The following is a 14,208-nucleotide window of genomic DNA, read 5'->3' as shown; positions in this document are numbered from 1 at the left end:
TCCGGCAGGGTCCTGCGCGTGGTCTCACCTCCCGGTGTCAGGACGTGGACCGCTATTCATGAGCGCAGCATGGCCGAACACATCATCGAGTACGTCGCCCGAGACCGAACGGGCATCACCGCCGTCATCACCGAGACCGGCGTCGTCGACGTCGACACCGTGATCCGCAACATCCACTCCGGGCACTCGGGCTACTTCGTGCGTGCGGGGGACTGGCGACGCGCTCCGGTCCGGAGTCTCTCGGTCCTCGGCAGCGCCTACCTCTTCGCGAACTGGGACGGCTCGAAGCGGAACAACCTGCACGACGTGGCGTTCCCCGCGCCGCCGCGCGAGTTCCGACCCGTGCGGCAGCGTCGACGGTTCGGCTTCCTGAACGCGTTGCTCGGCCTGTCCGCGCGGTAGCAGCCCGACAGCAGCCCGGTAGCCGCCCGACAGCCGCCCGGGAGCCGCCCGCGCGGATGCCGAACGTCGTCAGAGCAGCTGGCGGAGCTCGACCTTCCGGTTGCACGCGGCCGATGCCTCGGTGGCGATCGACCGAGCGGTGTCGACGTCGGGCAGGTCGAGCAGCCAGAACCCGGCGACGTACTCGTCGGCGTCGATGAGCGGCCCCTCGGTGACGATCGGGGCGTCACCGCGGCTGTCGATCACGACGCTCTCGGCCGGCGCGGCGAGACCTCCGGCGAAGCGCCACTGCCCGTCCGCTCGGAGCCGGTCGTTGAAGGTCTGGACGGCCGCTTCCTCGGCCGCGGAGGCCGAGTCGGTCCTGCGGGAGGCCGAGGCCTGGCCGTCGTCGATCACGGACACGAGGAACTGCATGGCGCACCATCTCCTGGGTTCGGTGCCGCCCATCGTGCTCCTCCGGACGCCGTCTCGCCGAACCTGCCGACGTCCGTGGACCCGATCATGCACGGAGGCCCGCCCGGCGTCGATGACGCGGGGCGGGCCTCCAGGCTGACGGGTCGGTCGGACCCTACTTCGTGACCTCGTCGAAGTCGGTCACTCCGGACGCGACCGCTGCTGCGCGACGGGCGCGCATCGACGGCGCGACGAGCGCGGCGAGGACCGCCAGGACGGCGACGCCCGTGCAGGCCCAGAAGCCGATCGTGAACGCGTCGTCGGTGGGCAGGCCCTGCGGGGTGCTGTGCGAGGTGATGAGCGCCGCGATGACCGCGGTGCCGACGCTCGAGCCGATGGTCCGGACAACGGTGTTGGCGCTGATGGCCTCACCGGTCTGGTTCGCCGGGACGCTCTCGATGATCGCGTTCGAGCAGGCCGCGAGTGCCATGCCGATGCCGATGCCGGTCAGGATACCGGAGACGACGACCTGCCACAGCTCGCCGTGGGCGATGGCCGGCAGCAGGAACGCGGCGACGATCGCGACGCCGCCGATGAGCATCGGCGGCTTCGGCCCGACCTTGCGGACGAGGATGCCGGCGATCGGACCCGCGATGATCATCATGATGACGGTCGGCAGCAGGAAGAGCCCGGCCTGGGTGACGTCCTTGCCGAAGCCGTAGCCGACCGCGGTGGGGAGCTGCAGGAGCGTCGGGACGAGCACGAAGGTGCCGAACATCGCGAAACCGAAGACGAGCGCGACGACGTGGGCGGTCCAGACGCCGCGGACCGCGAAGAGCCGCACGTCGATGAGGGGTTCGGCGACACGGAGCTCGACGAACACGAAGGCGATGAGCGCGACGCCGCCGAGGATCAGCAGGCCGATGGTCTTGCCGTCGCCCCAGCCCCAGGTCTCGCCCTCGCTGATCGCGAGGAGGATCGACACGAGCGAGATCGCGAGGACGAACGTCCCGAGCATGTCGAGGCGTCCGGGCTTGCGCACCGGGGACTCGGGCATGCCGAAGATCGCGCCGAGCAGGGCGATGACGACGAGGACGGCGGGGAGCCAGAACAGCCAGTGCCACGACAGGTGCTCGACGATCGGACCGGCGGCGACGATGCCGACACCGGCGCCGATGCCGAAGATCGCGGAGAGCAGGCCGATCGTGACGCTGACCTTCTCCTTCGGGAGTTCGTCGCGGACGATGCCGATGGAGAGCGGCATCACCGCACCGGCGGCGCCCTGGAGCGCGCGGGCGACGATGAGCGTGCCGAGGTTCGGTGCGAGCGCGGCGAGCACGGCCCCGACGAGCAGGATCGAGAGCACGACGATGAGGACCTTGCGCTTGCCGATCATGTCGCCGAGGCGGCCGAGGATCGGGGTCAGCACCGAGGCGGACAGCAGGTAGGCGGTGAGCACCCAGCTCGCGGCGCTCGTGGTGACGCCGAGGTCCTTGCCGATGGTCGACAGGGCCGGGGCCACGAGGGACTGCAGGACCGCGAACGACAGGCCACCCAGGGACAGGTAGACGATGATCGCCGTGCTGTTCGGACGGCGACCGTCGGTCGTCGGGTGGGAACCCGTGCGGGGGTTCTCCGTGGTGGTGGTCATCGTGCTCCGCTTCGATGTAAACAGTTGCTGACTTGACGAGGGTACGCGGTTCCGGCGCGATGTCAACACTTGCTTACATCGAGGGGCGAGCCGGTACGCTTCGGCCATGAGCAAGGACGCCGAGGCCACACGCATGCTCCTCGTGCAGGCCGCCAGGCGACGCTTCGCCTTCGACGGGTACCGGGCGACCACCGTGCGCGACATCGCCGCCGACGCCGGGGTCAACGTGGCCCTGATCAACCGGTACTTCGTGTCGAAGGAGGGGCTGTTCCGCGCGTGCCTCGACCGGGTGGTGCAGGACCTCGGTGCTGAGGAGTCGCCCGCGCCCCGTGCCGTCGGGCTCGACCGGGCGCTCGGCGACCTGATCGGGCACATCGTGCGGTCGCCCTCCGACGAGGACTCCATGCAGCTCATGCTGCTCGTGCGGTCCTCGGGGGACGACGGTGCGGACGCGATCCGCCGCGAGACGCTCCGCCGCTACGCCGAACGGCTCGCGACCGTGGTCGGCGGATCGGTCACCGACGAACTCCTGCTCCGCGCCGAGATCGCGCTGTCCGTGGTGCTCGGGATGACGATGCTGCGGACCTCGACCCGGGTGGAGCCGCTGGCCACCGCGTCGGAGGACGAGATCGCCCGGCCGCTCGACGACGCACTGCGCGCGCTGCTCACAGGTCGCAGCTGACGGAGCGCGTGGCGGTCCCGCGTAGGGGGTCGAATCGCGCGTGGGCAGTTGAATCACGCGTAGGAGGTCGTTCCTTTCGACCTCCTACGCGCGTTTCGCCTTTCCCGTCGGCGCGCGATGGGAAGGAACGCGCGTGGGTGCCGGACGGGAGGCTCGGGCCGGGCTGGTGCCGAGCCTCCAGGCCGGTGGGTGGGGACGTCCAGAGCAGGCGGGGTCAGGCGGTGAAGCGGCGCGCGGCCGTCAGGCCGATGAGCGAGACGACGGCGACGACGAGGGCGAAGACGACCCCGGCGGCGACGAGCCCGATCCCGGCGGCGAGGAGACCAGCGCCGATCGCCGGGATCGAGATCGAGAGGTAGGCGAGGACGAAGTAGGACGTCGTCGCCTCGGTCCGGCGCGACGCGTCGGTCGCACCGGTGATCGCACGGAGCCCGGTCATGAACAGCAGCCCCTGGCCGATCCCGGCGAGGATCGAGGACCCGACGAGGAGCGCCAGCGACGTGGCGAGGAGCGACCAGACCAGCACGCCCATGCCCGCTGCCAGGGCGAGCGCGCCGATCACGATCAGGGTGCGGTCGGCGAGGCCCCGCAGCACGATCTGCGCCGCGGCCGATGCCCCGAACAGCGCGAACACGACCACCCCGACCACGAACGGCGATTCGACGCCGAGGACCTTGCCCATGAAGTTCGGCGCGACCGAGGAGTACAGGCCGCACACTGCGAACCCGACCACCGCGCCGACTGCCGACGCGGCGAAGACCCCGCGGCTCTCCGGCGGGATGCCCGGCAACTGCAGCCGGATGCGGGAGCGGTCCGGCGTCACGGAGTCCCGCACGGCGAGCAGCGCGACGCCCGCGATGACGAGGAGCACGGCGTGCACGACGTACGGCGCACGGAGTGGCCACGGCGTCACCGTCGCGACCGCACCCGCGAGCAGCATGCCGAGGCCGAGCCCGCCGATGTTCGCCGCGGTGGCCAGCGCGCTCGCGAGGCTCCTGCGCTGCTCGGGGGCGTTCTCGAGCACGGCGACGGTCCCGGTCGCGGTGAAGATGCCCGCGGACAGCCCGGACAGGACCCGCGCGACGAAGAGCATCCACTCCGCGGTCCCGATCGCGAACACCACGGCCGACGCCAGCGAGAACACGATGCCGGCGAAGAGCATCGGACGGCGACCGACCGCGTCGGACAGGCGCCCGCCGAGGACGAGCGCGAGGATCACACCCCCGGCGTAGACCGCGAACAGCACGGTGGTGGTGGTGCTGCCGAAGCCGAAGCGGGATTCGTACGTCGGGTAGAGCGGCGTCGGGATGGTGGTCCCGATCATCACGACGGCGAACACGTACGTCGCGGCGACGAGGGACCAGCCGGTGGCGGGGCGGGTCGCGGTCGCGGTTCCGGTCGCTCATGCCGACCACGGTAGTCGCGCGTAGCCTGAGGGCGACGGACGGAGGAACACGTCATGATCGAGTTCACCGCCGCCGCGAGCGCCATGCAGGCGGCCCCCGACGGAGCCGACCTGTGTCCACCGTTCCTCGCCGTCTTCGACGTGTCCGGCGTCGGCGTCTCGACCCTCGGCGTCCCCCTCGGCTCGAGCACCGTCTGCGCGAGCGACGTCGTCGCGGAACGCGTGGACGAGATCCAGCTCGACCTCGGTGAGGGGCCCTGCTGGGAAGCCCTCACCATCGGCCGCCCGGTGCTCGAGCCCGACCTGGCCGCGACGCCGACCACGCGGTGGCCGGCAGCGCTCGACGAGTTCCTGCGTGCCGGGGTCGGGGCCGTGTTCTCGTTCCCGATGCGCGTGGGCACGATCCCCGTCGGCGCCGTCGACCTCTCCGTGGATCGTGGCCACGTGCTCACCGTGGACCAGGTCCGCGGCGCGGTCGCCCTGACCGAGATCGCGGCCCGCCGGGTCCTCCGCGACGCGATCCTCGCCGCAGCGGCAGACGGACGAGCCGACATGGGGGCCGGACGGTACTCGCGGCGCGAGGTCCACCAGGCGACCGGGATGGTCGCCGCCCAGCTCGACCTCGGTGTCGCGGACGCGCTGCTGGTCTTGCAAGCACACGCCTTCGCGACCGAACGGACCCTCCGTGACGTCGCAGCCGACGTCATCGATCGGCGCATCGACCTCGGGTCCGAGCACTAGGGAGCACACCATGGCAGCGACACGCGAGCACCGCCTCGTCGAGACCTTCGTGGCGCTCACCGACACACTGGTCGACGACTACGACGTCCTCGACCTGCTGCAGCACCTCGTCGAGACCGCCGTCGACCTCTTCGACGCGTCGGCGGCCGGCATCCTCCTGGTCAACAAGAAGCAGGAACTCGAGGTGCTCGCGTCGACGAGCGAACGGTCGAGCTTCGTCGGACTCCTGCAGCTGAACGCGGGCGAGGGCCCCTGTGTGGAGTGCTTCGCCACCGGGCACGCCGTCTCGGTGCGGAACCCGGAGGAGATGCGGCGACGCTGGCCGACGTTCGCGAAGGCGTCCGAGGAGTCCGGGTACGCGTCGGTACACGCGATCCCGATGCGGCTGCGCGAGACCACGCTCGGGTCGCTCAACCTGTTCCGCGAGACCGAGGGGGCGCTGAACCCGGAGGACGCCCTCGCCGCGCAGGCACTCACCGACGTCGCGACGATCAGCATCCTGCAGCAGCGGACCCTGCAGCACGCGACCCTGGCGCAGGAGCAGCTCCAGCGGGCGCTGGACAGCCGGATCCTCATCGAGCAGGCGAAGGGCTTCGTGTCGCACACGCACCAGGTCGACATGGAGGACGCCTTCGCCATGATCCGGCAGTACGCCCGGGCGAACCGGGAGCCGCTGGTCGACGTGGCCCGCGCGGTGATCGAACGGCGACTCGAGCTGTCCTGACCACACCGTGGTCTCCAGGATGGCGGCGTACCGTCAGCCGGGAGTGACCCTGGACCCCGGTCACGGCAACGCCGCCGATCCGGGAGGAACACATGAGCGGGTACATCACGACCGGACCCCGCGCCGGCAGTTCCGGGACGTCGAGCTACTCGGCGCTCCTCGCACGGATCAAGGCCGAAGGGCTCCTCCGACGGCGGACCGGCTGGTACTGGGGGCTCATCGGCGTCCTGACCGGGCTGCTCGTGCTCGCGGGAACGGCGTTCGCGGTGCTCGGCGACGCATGGTGGCAGCTCATCGTCGCGGCCGTGCTCGGGCTGGTCTTCACGCAGTTCGCCTTCCTCGCGCACGAGGCGGCGCACCGGCAGGTCTTCGCCTCGCACCACTGGAACGACCGGGCCGCTCGGTACGTCGGCACCTTCCTGACCGGCGTCAGCTACGCGTGGTGGACGAACAAGCACACCCGGCACCACGCGAACCCGAACACCGTCGGCAAGGACCCGGACATCTCGTTCGACGCGATCTCGTTCCGCCCCGAGGACGCGGCCAGTCGCACCGGCTTCCTCCGCGTGCTGGTGCGCGTGCAGGGGTACGCGTTCTTCCCGATGCTGCTGGTCGAGGGTGCGAACCTGCACTGGCAGTCGATCCGCACCTACACGAGCGGCAAGGGCGTCAAGCGGCGCTGGGCCGAGGCCTCGGTGTTCTTCGGACGGTTCGTGCTCTACCTCGGCGCCGTGTTCTGGTTCCTGCCGCTCGGCATGGCGTTCGCCTTCGTCGGGGTGCAGCTCGCCGTGTTCGGGTTCTGCATGGGGATCGCCTTCGCCCCGAACCACAAGGGCATGCCGATCATCGAGCCGGGGCAGCGGGTGGACTTCTTCTCACGGCAGGTCCTGACGTCCCGGGACATCACCGGCGGCGTCTGGGTCGAGTACTTCATGGGTGGGCTGAACCACCAGGTGGAGCACCACCTCTTCCCGAACATGGCGCGGCCGAACCTCCGGGCGGCACGCGTGATCGTGCGGGAGTACTGCGCCACGCAGGGCGTGCCGTTCACCGAGACGACCATGGTGCGCTCGTACGCGATCGTGGTGCGCTACCTGAACGAGGTCGGTCTCGCGGCGGCGGACCCGTTCGCGTGCCCGATGGTCGAGCGGTACCGCTGAGGCCGACCGCTCCCCGTCACTCGATCCGGACCACCAGCTTCTTCGCGGAGACCCCGCGGCCGAGTTCGTCGAGCGCACCCGGGATCGCCGCGAGGCCGGTCCCGACCACCGACGCCTCCGGAGCGGCCCGGTAACGCCCCTCGGCCAGGGCTGCCGGCAGGAAGTCGGCGTAGATCGCGGGGCCGACCGGGCTCTCGGTGGGGCGACCGCCCCAGATCGCCGACACGTGCACGCCGTGACGCCGGGCGAGGAGCCCCCGCACCGTGGTGACGGGCGTCGGGTAGGCGGAGGCGAGCCGTCCACTGCCGGACGCTGCGCGGACGATGCCGAGCGTCCGCGTGAGGGAGCCCGCACCGATCGCGACGGTGCCCGCGAGCCGGCGCCCGGCCAGCGCTGCGACGATCTGTGCCTCCGCGCCGAGGTCCCGGTAGTCGAACACCTGCTCCGCGCCGAGGGAGCGCACGAGCTCGTGGTTGTGCGGCGACGCGGTGCCTATCACGGCGAAGCCCGCGGCGTGTGCGAGCTGGACGGCGTTGCACCCGACGCTCGTCGACGCTCCCCAGACGAGGACGACCTCGGCGCGCGAGTCGCGATCCTGCCGGTCGTCGCCGTCGCCCCTGCCCGGGAGCGGCAGTCCGAGCTGGTCGGGTTCGAAGAGCCCCGCGGCGGCCGTCGACAGGCCGAGCGGCAGGACGGCTGCCTGCTCGAACGCCAGGTCTGCCGGCAACGGCGTGCAGAGCTGCTCGAGGAGCAGGACGTGCTGCTGGAAGGCCCCTTCGGCAGCGCTGTTCCGGTGCCGCTCCTGCCCGGCAGCATGGCCGAGCACCCGGTCGCCCACGGCGAAGCGGGTGACCCCGTGGCCGACCTCGACGACGGTCCCGGCGACGTCGGAGCCGAGCACCGCGGGGTACCGCAGCCAGGGGGTCACGACGCGGCGGAAGAGCCCGGTGATCGCGTCGACCGGGTTCACGGCGACGGCGGCCGTGCGCACGACGACCTCGCCGGCTCCGGCGCGGGGGACCGGCGCAGGTCCCACCGTGGGCCGTCCTCGCCGGATGGTCCAGAGGGCCGCGTTCATGCGCGGACCCCGTCCACGTAGCGTCCGCCGACGGACTCCGCGAGCTCGGGACCGAAGAGCGCCGCCGGGGTCCAGGCGCCCGGCCGGCCCTCGTCGTCCGCGAGTCGCCGGACGACCTCGGCGGCGATCACCACCGTCGCCTCCTGCGCTTCCGGCAGGGCGAGCCACCCACGGGTCACGGAGCCGTCCGTCCACGTGACCCGCGCGTGCCCCCACGAGTGCGTCCGCGGCGCGGGGCGGTCCGGGAACCGGACTCGAGCGAGCAGCCGACCCGCCAGGCGTCGGACCGGCGCGAACACCAGGATCGAGGTGCCGAGCGGGAGGAGCCCGACCAGCCGGCCCGACGGCGCCTCGCTCGACGCCGCGAGCACGTCCGGCGCCCCGCTGGCACGCTGTGCGGCGACGAGTTCCCCGAGCGGCATCGCAGCGGTGGTGACGACGTCTCCGTCCGGGGTCACGAGTCGCTGGACCATGCCGCCGATGCGGGTCGGGTGCAGCTGCCCGCCCAGGTAGAGGCGACCCTGGAACCGTCCGCCGCCGGGGATTCCGGGGAGCCCCTCGACGATCGTCCCGGCGAGTGCTTCACCGACCTGTCCGGCCTGGAGCGCGAGCGAGGGCACCATGTCGACGCGGACCCGCAGCGGCGCGTCCGATCGCGTTGCGGTGAGGCGCGCCACGACGCTCTCGGTACCCGTGACGCCGAACCCCGCACCGGTCACCAGGGTGCGACCGGCTGCGACCGCCTCCGCGTTCCGGGCGAGGAGCGCGGGGACGGCCGCCATGTCGTTTGCCAGGTCGACGTAGTCCGCACCGGCGTCGAGACAGGCGTCCACGACCGGGTCGGCGGTCCCGGCGAACGGCCCGACGGTGTTGAGCACGACGCGCGGGCGGTCGCGGCGGACGGCGGCGGGGACCTCGGCCGACGTCAGGACCATCGACCGCGCACCCGGCGGGGTCGCGGCCCGCAGGCGCCCGGCGTCCCGCCCGACGAGCACCACGTCGAGCCCCCGCGCCGTGAGCACCTCGCTCACGGCGCGACCGGTCCGGCCCGTGCCGCCGAGGATCCACACTGTCGTCATCGTCGCTCCACTCGTCTTCGGTGATGACACGACGTGTCATCACTCGACCAGGAGTACACCATGACGACACGTCGTGTCATCACTTAGGGTGGAATCCGTGCGATGGAGTCCCGATGCCCGAGGCCGACTGGAACGCGCCGCGTTCGAGCTCTTCGTCGAGCAGGGCTTCGCCGCGACGACCGTGCCGCAGATCACCGAACGCGCCGGCCTGACGACGCGCACCTTCTTCCGGCACTTCGCCGACAAGCGCGAGGTGATCTTCGCGGGGCGGGAGATCCCCGACCTCGCCCGGACCATGCTCGCCGCCGCCCCGGCGGGCCTCGATCCGCTCGACATCGTCGTCCAGGGACTCCGGCAGCTCGCGGAGGAGCGGTTCGAAGGGCGGCGCGACCAGGTGCTGGCACTCCGCCGGGTGATCGCGTCCGACGAGTCGTTGCGCGAGCGGGACGCCCGGAAGCGGGCCGACCTGGCACAGGCCGTGCGTGACGGGTTCGCGGCGCGGGGGAGCAGCCCGACCGAGGCGGCCGTCCTCGCCGAGACGACCGTGATGCTCTTCCACCTGGCGCTCGAGGAGTGGCTGACCGATCCCCGTGGCCGACGGATGGCCGACGTCGTGAGCGACCAGCTCACCGTGGTCCGGTCGGTGCTCGGCGCGACCGCCGACCCGCGAGCAGACGGACCGCCGCCACTGTCCGCGTGACCTGACCGCCCCCGAGGCCGGTCGGGGCAGGCGCACACGTGGTCAGCCCCAGACCTGTTGCTCGACCGCCCGCAGCAGGCCGTCGGTCGGGAAGTTGGTCTGGCTGATGTCCACCCAGGTGGAACCCCTGGCGAAGAACGTCAGTGTGGTGTCCACCGGGTACGGGTCGGCAGGGCGCGTCATCTGGCAGATGCGTCCGTCGTCCCGGTCGGAGCAGGCGTAGCCCTCGTGCGTGAGGTCCGCCTCGTACTCCCTCAGCTCCGCTGCGTCCGCCTGCCCGATCGCGATGTCGAGACCACTGACGTCCGCTCTCGGGTCCATCCAGACGCACCACATGGACGGCGTCGGCCCGATGCGTGCATCGCCCCAGGCGGTGCCTGCGGGGTCACGGAGCGGCGTCGCGTTGAACAGCCGGTCGTAGTCGGACGTCGGCACGAGCGCCCGACAGTCGGTCGGCAGGACACCGTCGGTGTTCGTCGAGGCCGGAGTCGGCGTCACGCTCGGGGAGTTCTCGATCGGCGCCGCAGCCGGCGTGCTCGGAGCCGGCGGCTCGGTCGGCGTCGAACTCGGCGCCGGTGCCGCGGCCTCGAACGGCTGCGGCACGAGCCCGAGCGCCACCGCGCCGCTGCCCACGCCGATGCCGAGCACCGCGATGACGCCGATCACGATGCCGACGTGTCGTCCCCGTCGTCTCGGGAGCGGCCGCTGTCGGTCCACTCGCGTGAGCACCTCGTGCTTCATCGAGACGAGCATGCGCTGCAGGTCGTCTCCCTCGGGAGGTTCAGTGTTCATCGTGCGTCACCGCCTTCTTCAGCCGAGCCCGCGAACGGGACACTCGCTGGGTGACCGCACCGACGCTCAGTCCGAGCATCGTGGCGGCTTCTGAGTAGGAGTGCCCCTCGAGGAGGCAGAGTTCGCAGATCCTGCGGTCGACCGGCGGCAACGCGGCGATCTCGTCGCGGACCCAACGAAGGCGCTCGCGGGCATCGTCAGCCCCGGCTGGCGCTGCGAGTTCCGGAGGGAGTTCGTCGCCGGCGTTCTTCGCGATGCGGCGCGCCTGGTTCCTGGCATGGTTCCGGCAGACGACGAGCAGCCAGGGCACGAGCGACCCGGTCGCCAGATCGATCGTCGAAGCCCGCTGCCAGAGCGTCAGGAACGTGTCCTGCACGAGCTCTTCCACGTCCTGTTTGCTCCCCGCCAGCGCCCAGGCGTAGCGCGTCAGCGTCGGCGCGAACCGGTCGAACGCCGCTGCCAGCGCTCCGGTGTCGCCGAGTGCCATCCGCCGCGCGAGTGCGGCGTCGGCATCGTTGGTCTTGTCCACGGTGCCCCCTCTCACCTCAGAAGTGTCGGGGACGACCGGATCCTGACACCTCGTGATCGACCCGTGACCATCTTGGTGGCGGTGTCAGCTCCGCCCGCGGTTCCGCCGCCGGATCTCCTTCGGCGCCCGCCCGGCGAGGAACGACCGCGCGGGGTCGACGACGAACCCCTGCCGCAGGGCCTCGCGGCCGATGAGCATCCGGAACCCCATCTGGTCGCGGTTGCTCAGCGTCACCTCGGCCTGGACCGTGCGTCCGGCGAGCTCGATCGCGGTGAGCACGACGATCCGCTCCTGTGTGTGGCCCGACGAGCTCCGGATGACCCGGCGGTCGTGGACGTCGCACTCGACGGTCGACGGGTCGGTGTCGGACTCCTGCCAGGGGTGCACGGAGAACCGGACCCGGTCACCGGGGAGCTCCTGCAGGTCGAACGCGTGGAGCGCCGAGGTCCGGGCGCCGGTGTCGAGCTTGACCTTGATCCAGGGGATGTCGAGGTCCGGCAGCGCCGCCCACTCGCGCCACCCCGTCACGATCGGCGTGCGCCTGGCGGTCTTGTCTCCGGACATGCGCCCATCCTGGCAGGCGGCGCAGCGCCCGCGCGGCGCGCGGCGCCCGCGGGATGTCAGGATGGAGCGTCCCCGACCCCCGCGGAGCTCACCGATGAAACTCGCCATCCTGTCGCGCGCCCCGCAGGCGTACTCCACGCAGCGGCTCCGGGCCGCCGCGCTCGACCGCGGCCACGACGTGAAGGTCCTGAACACGCTGCGGTTCGCGATCGACCTCACCGGGGACGCGCCCGACCTGCAGTACCGCGGCAAGCTGCTCTCCGACTACGACGCGATCCTGCCGCGCATCGGGAACTCGATCACCTACTACGGCACCGCGGTGGTCCGGCAGTTCGAACAGATGGACGTGTACACGCCGAACACCGCGAACGGCATCACGAACTCGCGCGACAAGCTCCGCGCGAACCAGATCCTGTCCCGCCACGACATCGGCATGCCGGCGACGACGTTCGTGGCTGGCCGCGCTGACGTCCGAGGGGCGATCGAGCGGGTCGGCGGCGCACCTGTCGTCATCAAGCTCCTCGAGGGCACCCAGGGCATCGGCGTGATCCTCGCACCCGAGGCGAAGGTCGCCGAGTCGATCGTGGAGACCCTGCACTCCACGAAGCAGAACGTCCTCATCCAGGCCTTCATCTCGGAGAGCCGCGGCAAGGACATCCGCGCGCTCGTCGTCGGCGACCGGGTCGTCGCGGCGATGCGCCGGAGCGCCAGCGGCGACGAGTTCCGCTCGAACGTGCACCGTGGCGGCACGGTGGAGCAGGTCACGCTGACGCCCGAGTACGAAGAGGCGGCGGTCCGTTCGGCGCAGATCATGGGCCTCCGGGTCGCCGGCGTGGACATGCTCGAGGGCAACGACGGGCCGCTCGTGATGGAGGTCAACTCCTCCCCGGGGCTCGAGGGCATCGAGCGTGCGACTGGCCTCGACATCGCCGGCGCGATCATCGACTTCATCGCGAACCAGGTCGCGTTCCCGGAGATCGACGTCCGGCAACGCCTGTCCGTCTCGACGGGCTACGGGGTCGCCGAGCTCCTCGTGCACACCAACGCGGACCTCGTCGGCAAGACGATCAAGGAGTCCGGGCTCTGGGACCGCGACATCACGGTCCTCACGCTGCACCGCGGCGCCGACGTCATCCCGAACCCCCGCAGCGGGGTCGCGCTCGAGCCGGGGGACCGTCTGCTCTGCTTCGGCAAGCTCGAGGAGATGCGCTCGATGATCCCGGAGCGCCGGAAGCGTCGCGCGAAGCTCCGGAAGCTCCCGAAGGAGCCGCTGCCCGAGCAGTGACGGTGCAGGATCGAGGGGTGAGCCAGCTCCCCGAACCCCTCCGCCAGAGCCGCCCCGTCCACGTCGCGCCGATGGCGGGCGGCCCGACGACGCCCACCCTGGTGATCGCCGCCGCCCGGTTCGGGGCCTTCGCGCAGCTCGCCGCGGGGTACCGGAGCGCCGAGGAGCTCGCCGCGGAGATCGCCGAGGTCCGGACGCGCACCGACCGCTTCGGCGTCAACCTGTTCGCGCCGAACCCGGTGCCGATCAGCGACGCCGACTACGACGCCTACCGCTCGGTGCTCGAGGCCGAGGGACCCGCGCTCCCGGACAAGCGCGAGGACGATGACGCGTGGGGCGACAAGGTCGCGCTGCTCCTCGACGACCCGGTCGCGGTGGTGTCGTTCACGTTCGGGCTCCCGGACGCAGCGCTCGTCGCCGAGTTCCGGAAGCGCGGCACCGTCACGATGCAGTCGGTCACCACCCCGGGGGAGGCGGCCGCCGCAGCGGAGCGCGGCATCGACGTGCTCGTCGTGCAGGGCGAGGCGGCCGGCGGCCACTCCGCCGTGCTCGACCCCGCCGCAGCTCCGCTCTGGCAACCCCTGCCCGAGCTCGTCCGCGACGTCCGGTCGGCGACCACGCTGCCCGTGATCGCGGCCGGCGGGATCGGCGGTGCAGACGACGTCGAGGCCGTCCGGCTCGCGGGAGCCGACGCCGCCATGATCGGCACGCTGGTGCTCCGGACCGTCGAGGCCGGGACCGGAGCGACGCACCGCGCGGCGCTCGCCGACCCGGTCTTCGACCGCACCGCTCTGACCCGTGCCTTCACCGGCCGCCCGGCACGTGCGCTCGTCAACCGCTTCGTCCGCGACCACGACGACGCGCCGCTCGGCTACCCGGCCCTCCACCACCTGACGAAGCCGATCCGGACCGCGGCGGCGGCCGCTGGTGATGCGCAGTCGTTGCACCTGTGGGCGGGTCGGTCCTGGCGGGCGGCGGCGGACGCACCCCTCGCGGACGTCCTGGAGGCCCTGCTCACGTGAG

The 14,208-nt window shown here is 71.8% G+C and carries 16 protein-coding genes; 8 read left to right on the top strand and 8 right to left on the bottom strand.

From position 1 onward, the window contains the following. Positions 1-69 precede the first annotated feature (69 nt). The gene (locus EDF55_RS15625) at positions 70-402 is read left to right on the top strand and encodes a hypothetical protein (protein WP_123655863.1); all 333 of its coding nucleotides are present in this window, start codon (positions 70-72) and stop codon (positions 400-402) included. A gap of 69 nt (positions 403-471) precedes the next feature. Here the strand turns inward: EDF55_RS15625 and EDF55_RS15620 are convergent, their stop codons facing one another. Both EDF55_RS15620 and EDF55_RS15615 read right to left on the bottom strand, forming a co-directional pair. After that, on the bottom strand, positions 472-816 hold the full coding sequence (locus EDF55_RS15620; RefSeq protein ID WP_123655862.1) for a YciI family protein: 345 nt from the start codon (positions 814-816) through the stop codon (positions 472-474). Positions 817-970: 154 nt separating this feature from the next. Next, entirely contained in the window at positions 971-2,446 is a 1,476-nt protein-coding gene (locus tag EDF55_RS15615; RefSeq protein WP_123655861.1) for an MFS transporter, read from the bottom strand. A gap of 106 nt (positions 2,447-2,552) precedes the next feature. Here EDF55_RS15615 and EDF55_RS15610 point away from each other — a divergent pair, with 106 nt between their 5' ends. Continuing rightward, positions 2,553-3,128: a TetR/AcrR family transcriptional regulator gene (locus tag EDF55_RS15610; protein ID WP_148079030.1), complete on the top strand. Its 576-nt coding sequence runs from the start codon at positions 2,553-2,555 to the stop codon at positions 3,126-3,128. A gap of 214 nt (positions 3,129-3,342) precedes the next feature. Here EDF55_RS15610 and EDF55_RS15605 read toward each other — a convergent pair whose 3' ends face one another. Further along, positions 3,343-4,452 carry an MFS transporter gene (locus tag EDF55_RS15605; RefSeq protein WP_123655860.1) on the bottom strand — a complete coding sequence of 370 codons (1,110 nt, stop codon included), beginning with the start codon at positions 4,450-4,452 and terminating at the stop codon, positions 3,343-3,345. Between the two features lie 135 nt (positions 4,453-4,587). Here EDF55_RS15605 and EDF55_RS15600 point away from each other — a divergent pair, with 135 nt between their 5' ends. The 3 genes from EDF55_RS15600 to EDF55_RS15590 all read left to right on the top strand — a co-directional run bounded on the left by EDF55_RS15600 (position 4,588) and on the right by EDF55_RS15590 (position 7,158). Next, positions 4,588-5,274, top strand: coding sequence for a GAF and ANTAR domain-containing protein (locus EDF55_RS15600; RefSeq protein WP_123655859.1), 687 nt, complete (start codon positions 4,588-4,590; stop codon positions 5,272-5,274). A 10-nt stretch (positions 5,275-5,284) separates the two neighbouring features. Then, on the top strand, positions 5,285-5,998 hold the full coding sequence (locus tag EDF55_RS15595) for a GAF and ANTAR domain-containing protein (protein ID WP_123655858.1): 714 nt from the start codon (positions 5,285-5,287) through the stop codon (positions 5,996-5,998). 92 nt (positions 5,999-6,090) lie between these two features. Then, complete coding sequence (locus tag EDF55_RS15590; RefSeq protein WP_123655857.1) at positions 6,091-7,158, top strand: acyl-CoA desaturase; 1,068 nt, start codon at positions 6,091-6,093, stop codon at positions 7,156-7,158. A 16-nt stretch (positions 7,159-7,174) separates the two neighbouring features. On the opposite strand, the gene EDF55_RS15585 is transcribed toward EDF55_RS15590, so the two are convergent. Next, positions 7,175-8,194 carry a zinc-binding alcohol dehydrogenase family protein gene (locus EDF55_RS15585; protein WP_260236082.1) on the bottom strand — a complete coding sequence of 340 codons (1,020 nt, stop codon included), beginning with the start codon at positions 8,192-8,194 and terminating at the stop codon, positions 7,175-7,177. Positions 8,195-8,232: 38 nt separating this feature from the next. Then, positions 8,233-9,315 (bottom strand): saccharopine dehydrogenase NADP-binding domain-containing protein, encoded by a 1,083-nt coding sequence (locus EDF55_RS15580; RefSeq protein ID WP_123655855.1) that lies wholly within the window; start codon positions 9,313-9,315, stop codon positions 8,233-8,235. Between the two features lie 97 nt (positions 9,316-9,412). On the opposite strand from EDF55_RS15580, the gene EDF55_RS15575 reads away from it, so the two are divergent. Further along, positions 9,413-10,015 (top strand): TetR/AcrR family transcriptional regulator, encoded by a 603-nt coding sequence (locus tag EDF55_RS15575; RefSeq protein WP_123655854.1) that lies wholly within the window; start codon positions 9,413-9,415, stop codon positions 10,013-10,015. A gap of 42 nt (positions 10,016-10,057) precedes the next feature. Here EDF55_RS15575 and EDF55_RS15570 read toward each other — a convergent pair whose 3' ends face one another. From EDF55_RS15570 to EDF55_RS15560, 3 genes are all read right to left on the bottom strand, one after another. Next, on the bottom strand, positions 10,058-10,807 hold the full coding sequence (locus EDF55_RS15570; protein WP_123655853.1) for a hypothetical protein: 750 nt from the start codon (positions 10,805-10,807) through the stop codon (positions 10,058-10,060). Then, positions 10,797-11,336 (bottom strand): RNA polymerase sigma factor, encoded by a 540-nt coding sequence (locus tag EDF55_RS15565; RefSeq protein ID WP_260236081.1) that lies wholly within the window; start codon positions 11,334-11,336, stop codon positions 10,797-10,799. The genes EDF55_RS15570 and EDF55_RS15565 overlap by 11 nt, the downstream gene beginning before the upstream one ends. Positions 11,337-11,420: 84 nt before the next feature. Then, positions 11,421-11,900, bottom strand: coding sequence for a RimK/LysX family protein (locus tag EDF55_RS15560; protein ID WP_123655852.1), 480 nt, complete (start codon positions 11,898-11,900; stop codon positions 11,421-11,423). A gap of 94 nt (positions 11,901-11,994) precedes the next feature. Between EDF55_RS15560 and rimK the strand changes: the two genes are divergently transcribed. Both rimK and EDF55_RS15550 read left to right on the top strand, forming a co-directional pair. Continuing rightward, entirely contained in the window at positions 11,995-13,185 is a 1,191-nt protein-coding gene (gene rimK / locus EDF55_RS15555; protein WP_123655851.1) for a 30S ribosomal protein S6--L-glutamate ligase, read from the top strand. A gap of 17 nt (positions 13,186-13,202) precedes the next feature. Beyond that, positions 13,203-14,207 carry a nitronate monooxygenase gene (locus tag EDF55_RS15550; RefSeq protein WP_260236080.1) on the top strand — a complete coding sequence of 335 codons (1,005 nt, stop codon included), beginning with the start codon at positions 13,203-13,205 and terminating at the stop codon, positions 14,205-14,207. The last annotated feature ends 1 nt before the right edge of the window (position 14,208 follow it).

The sequence above is a fragment of the Curtobacterium sp. ZW137 genome, from assembly GCF_003762905.1.
Lineage (GTDB): Bacteria > Actinomycetota > Actinomycetes > Actinomycetales > Microbacteriaceae > Curtobacterium.
Note: the sequence above shows the minus strand (reverse complement) of the source record. Positions and strands in the feature narration are given on the sequence as shown.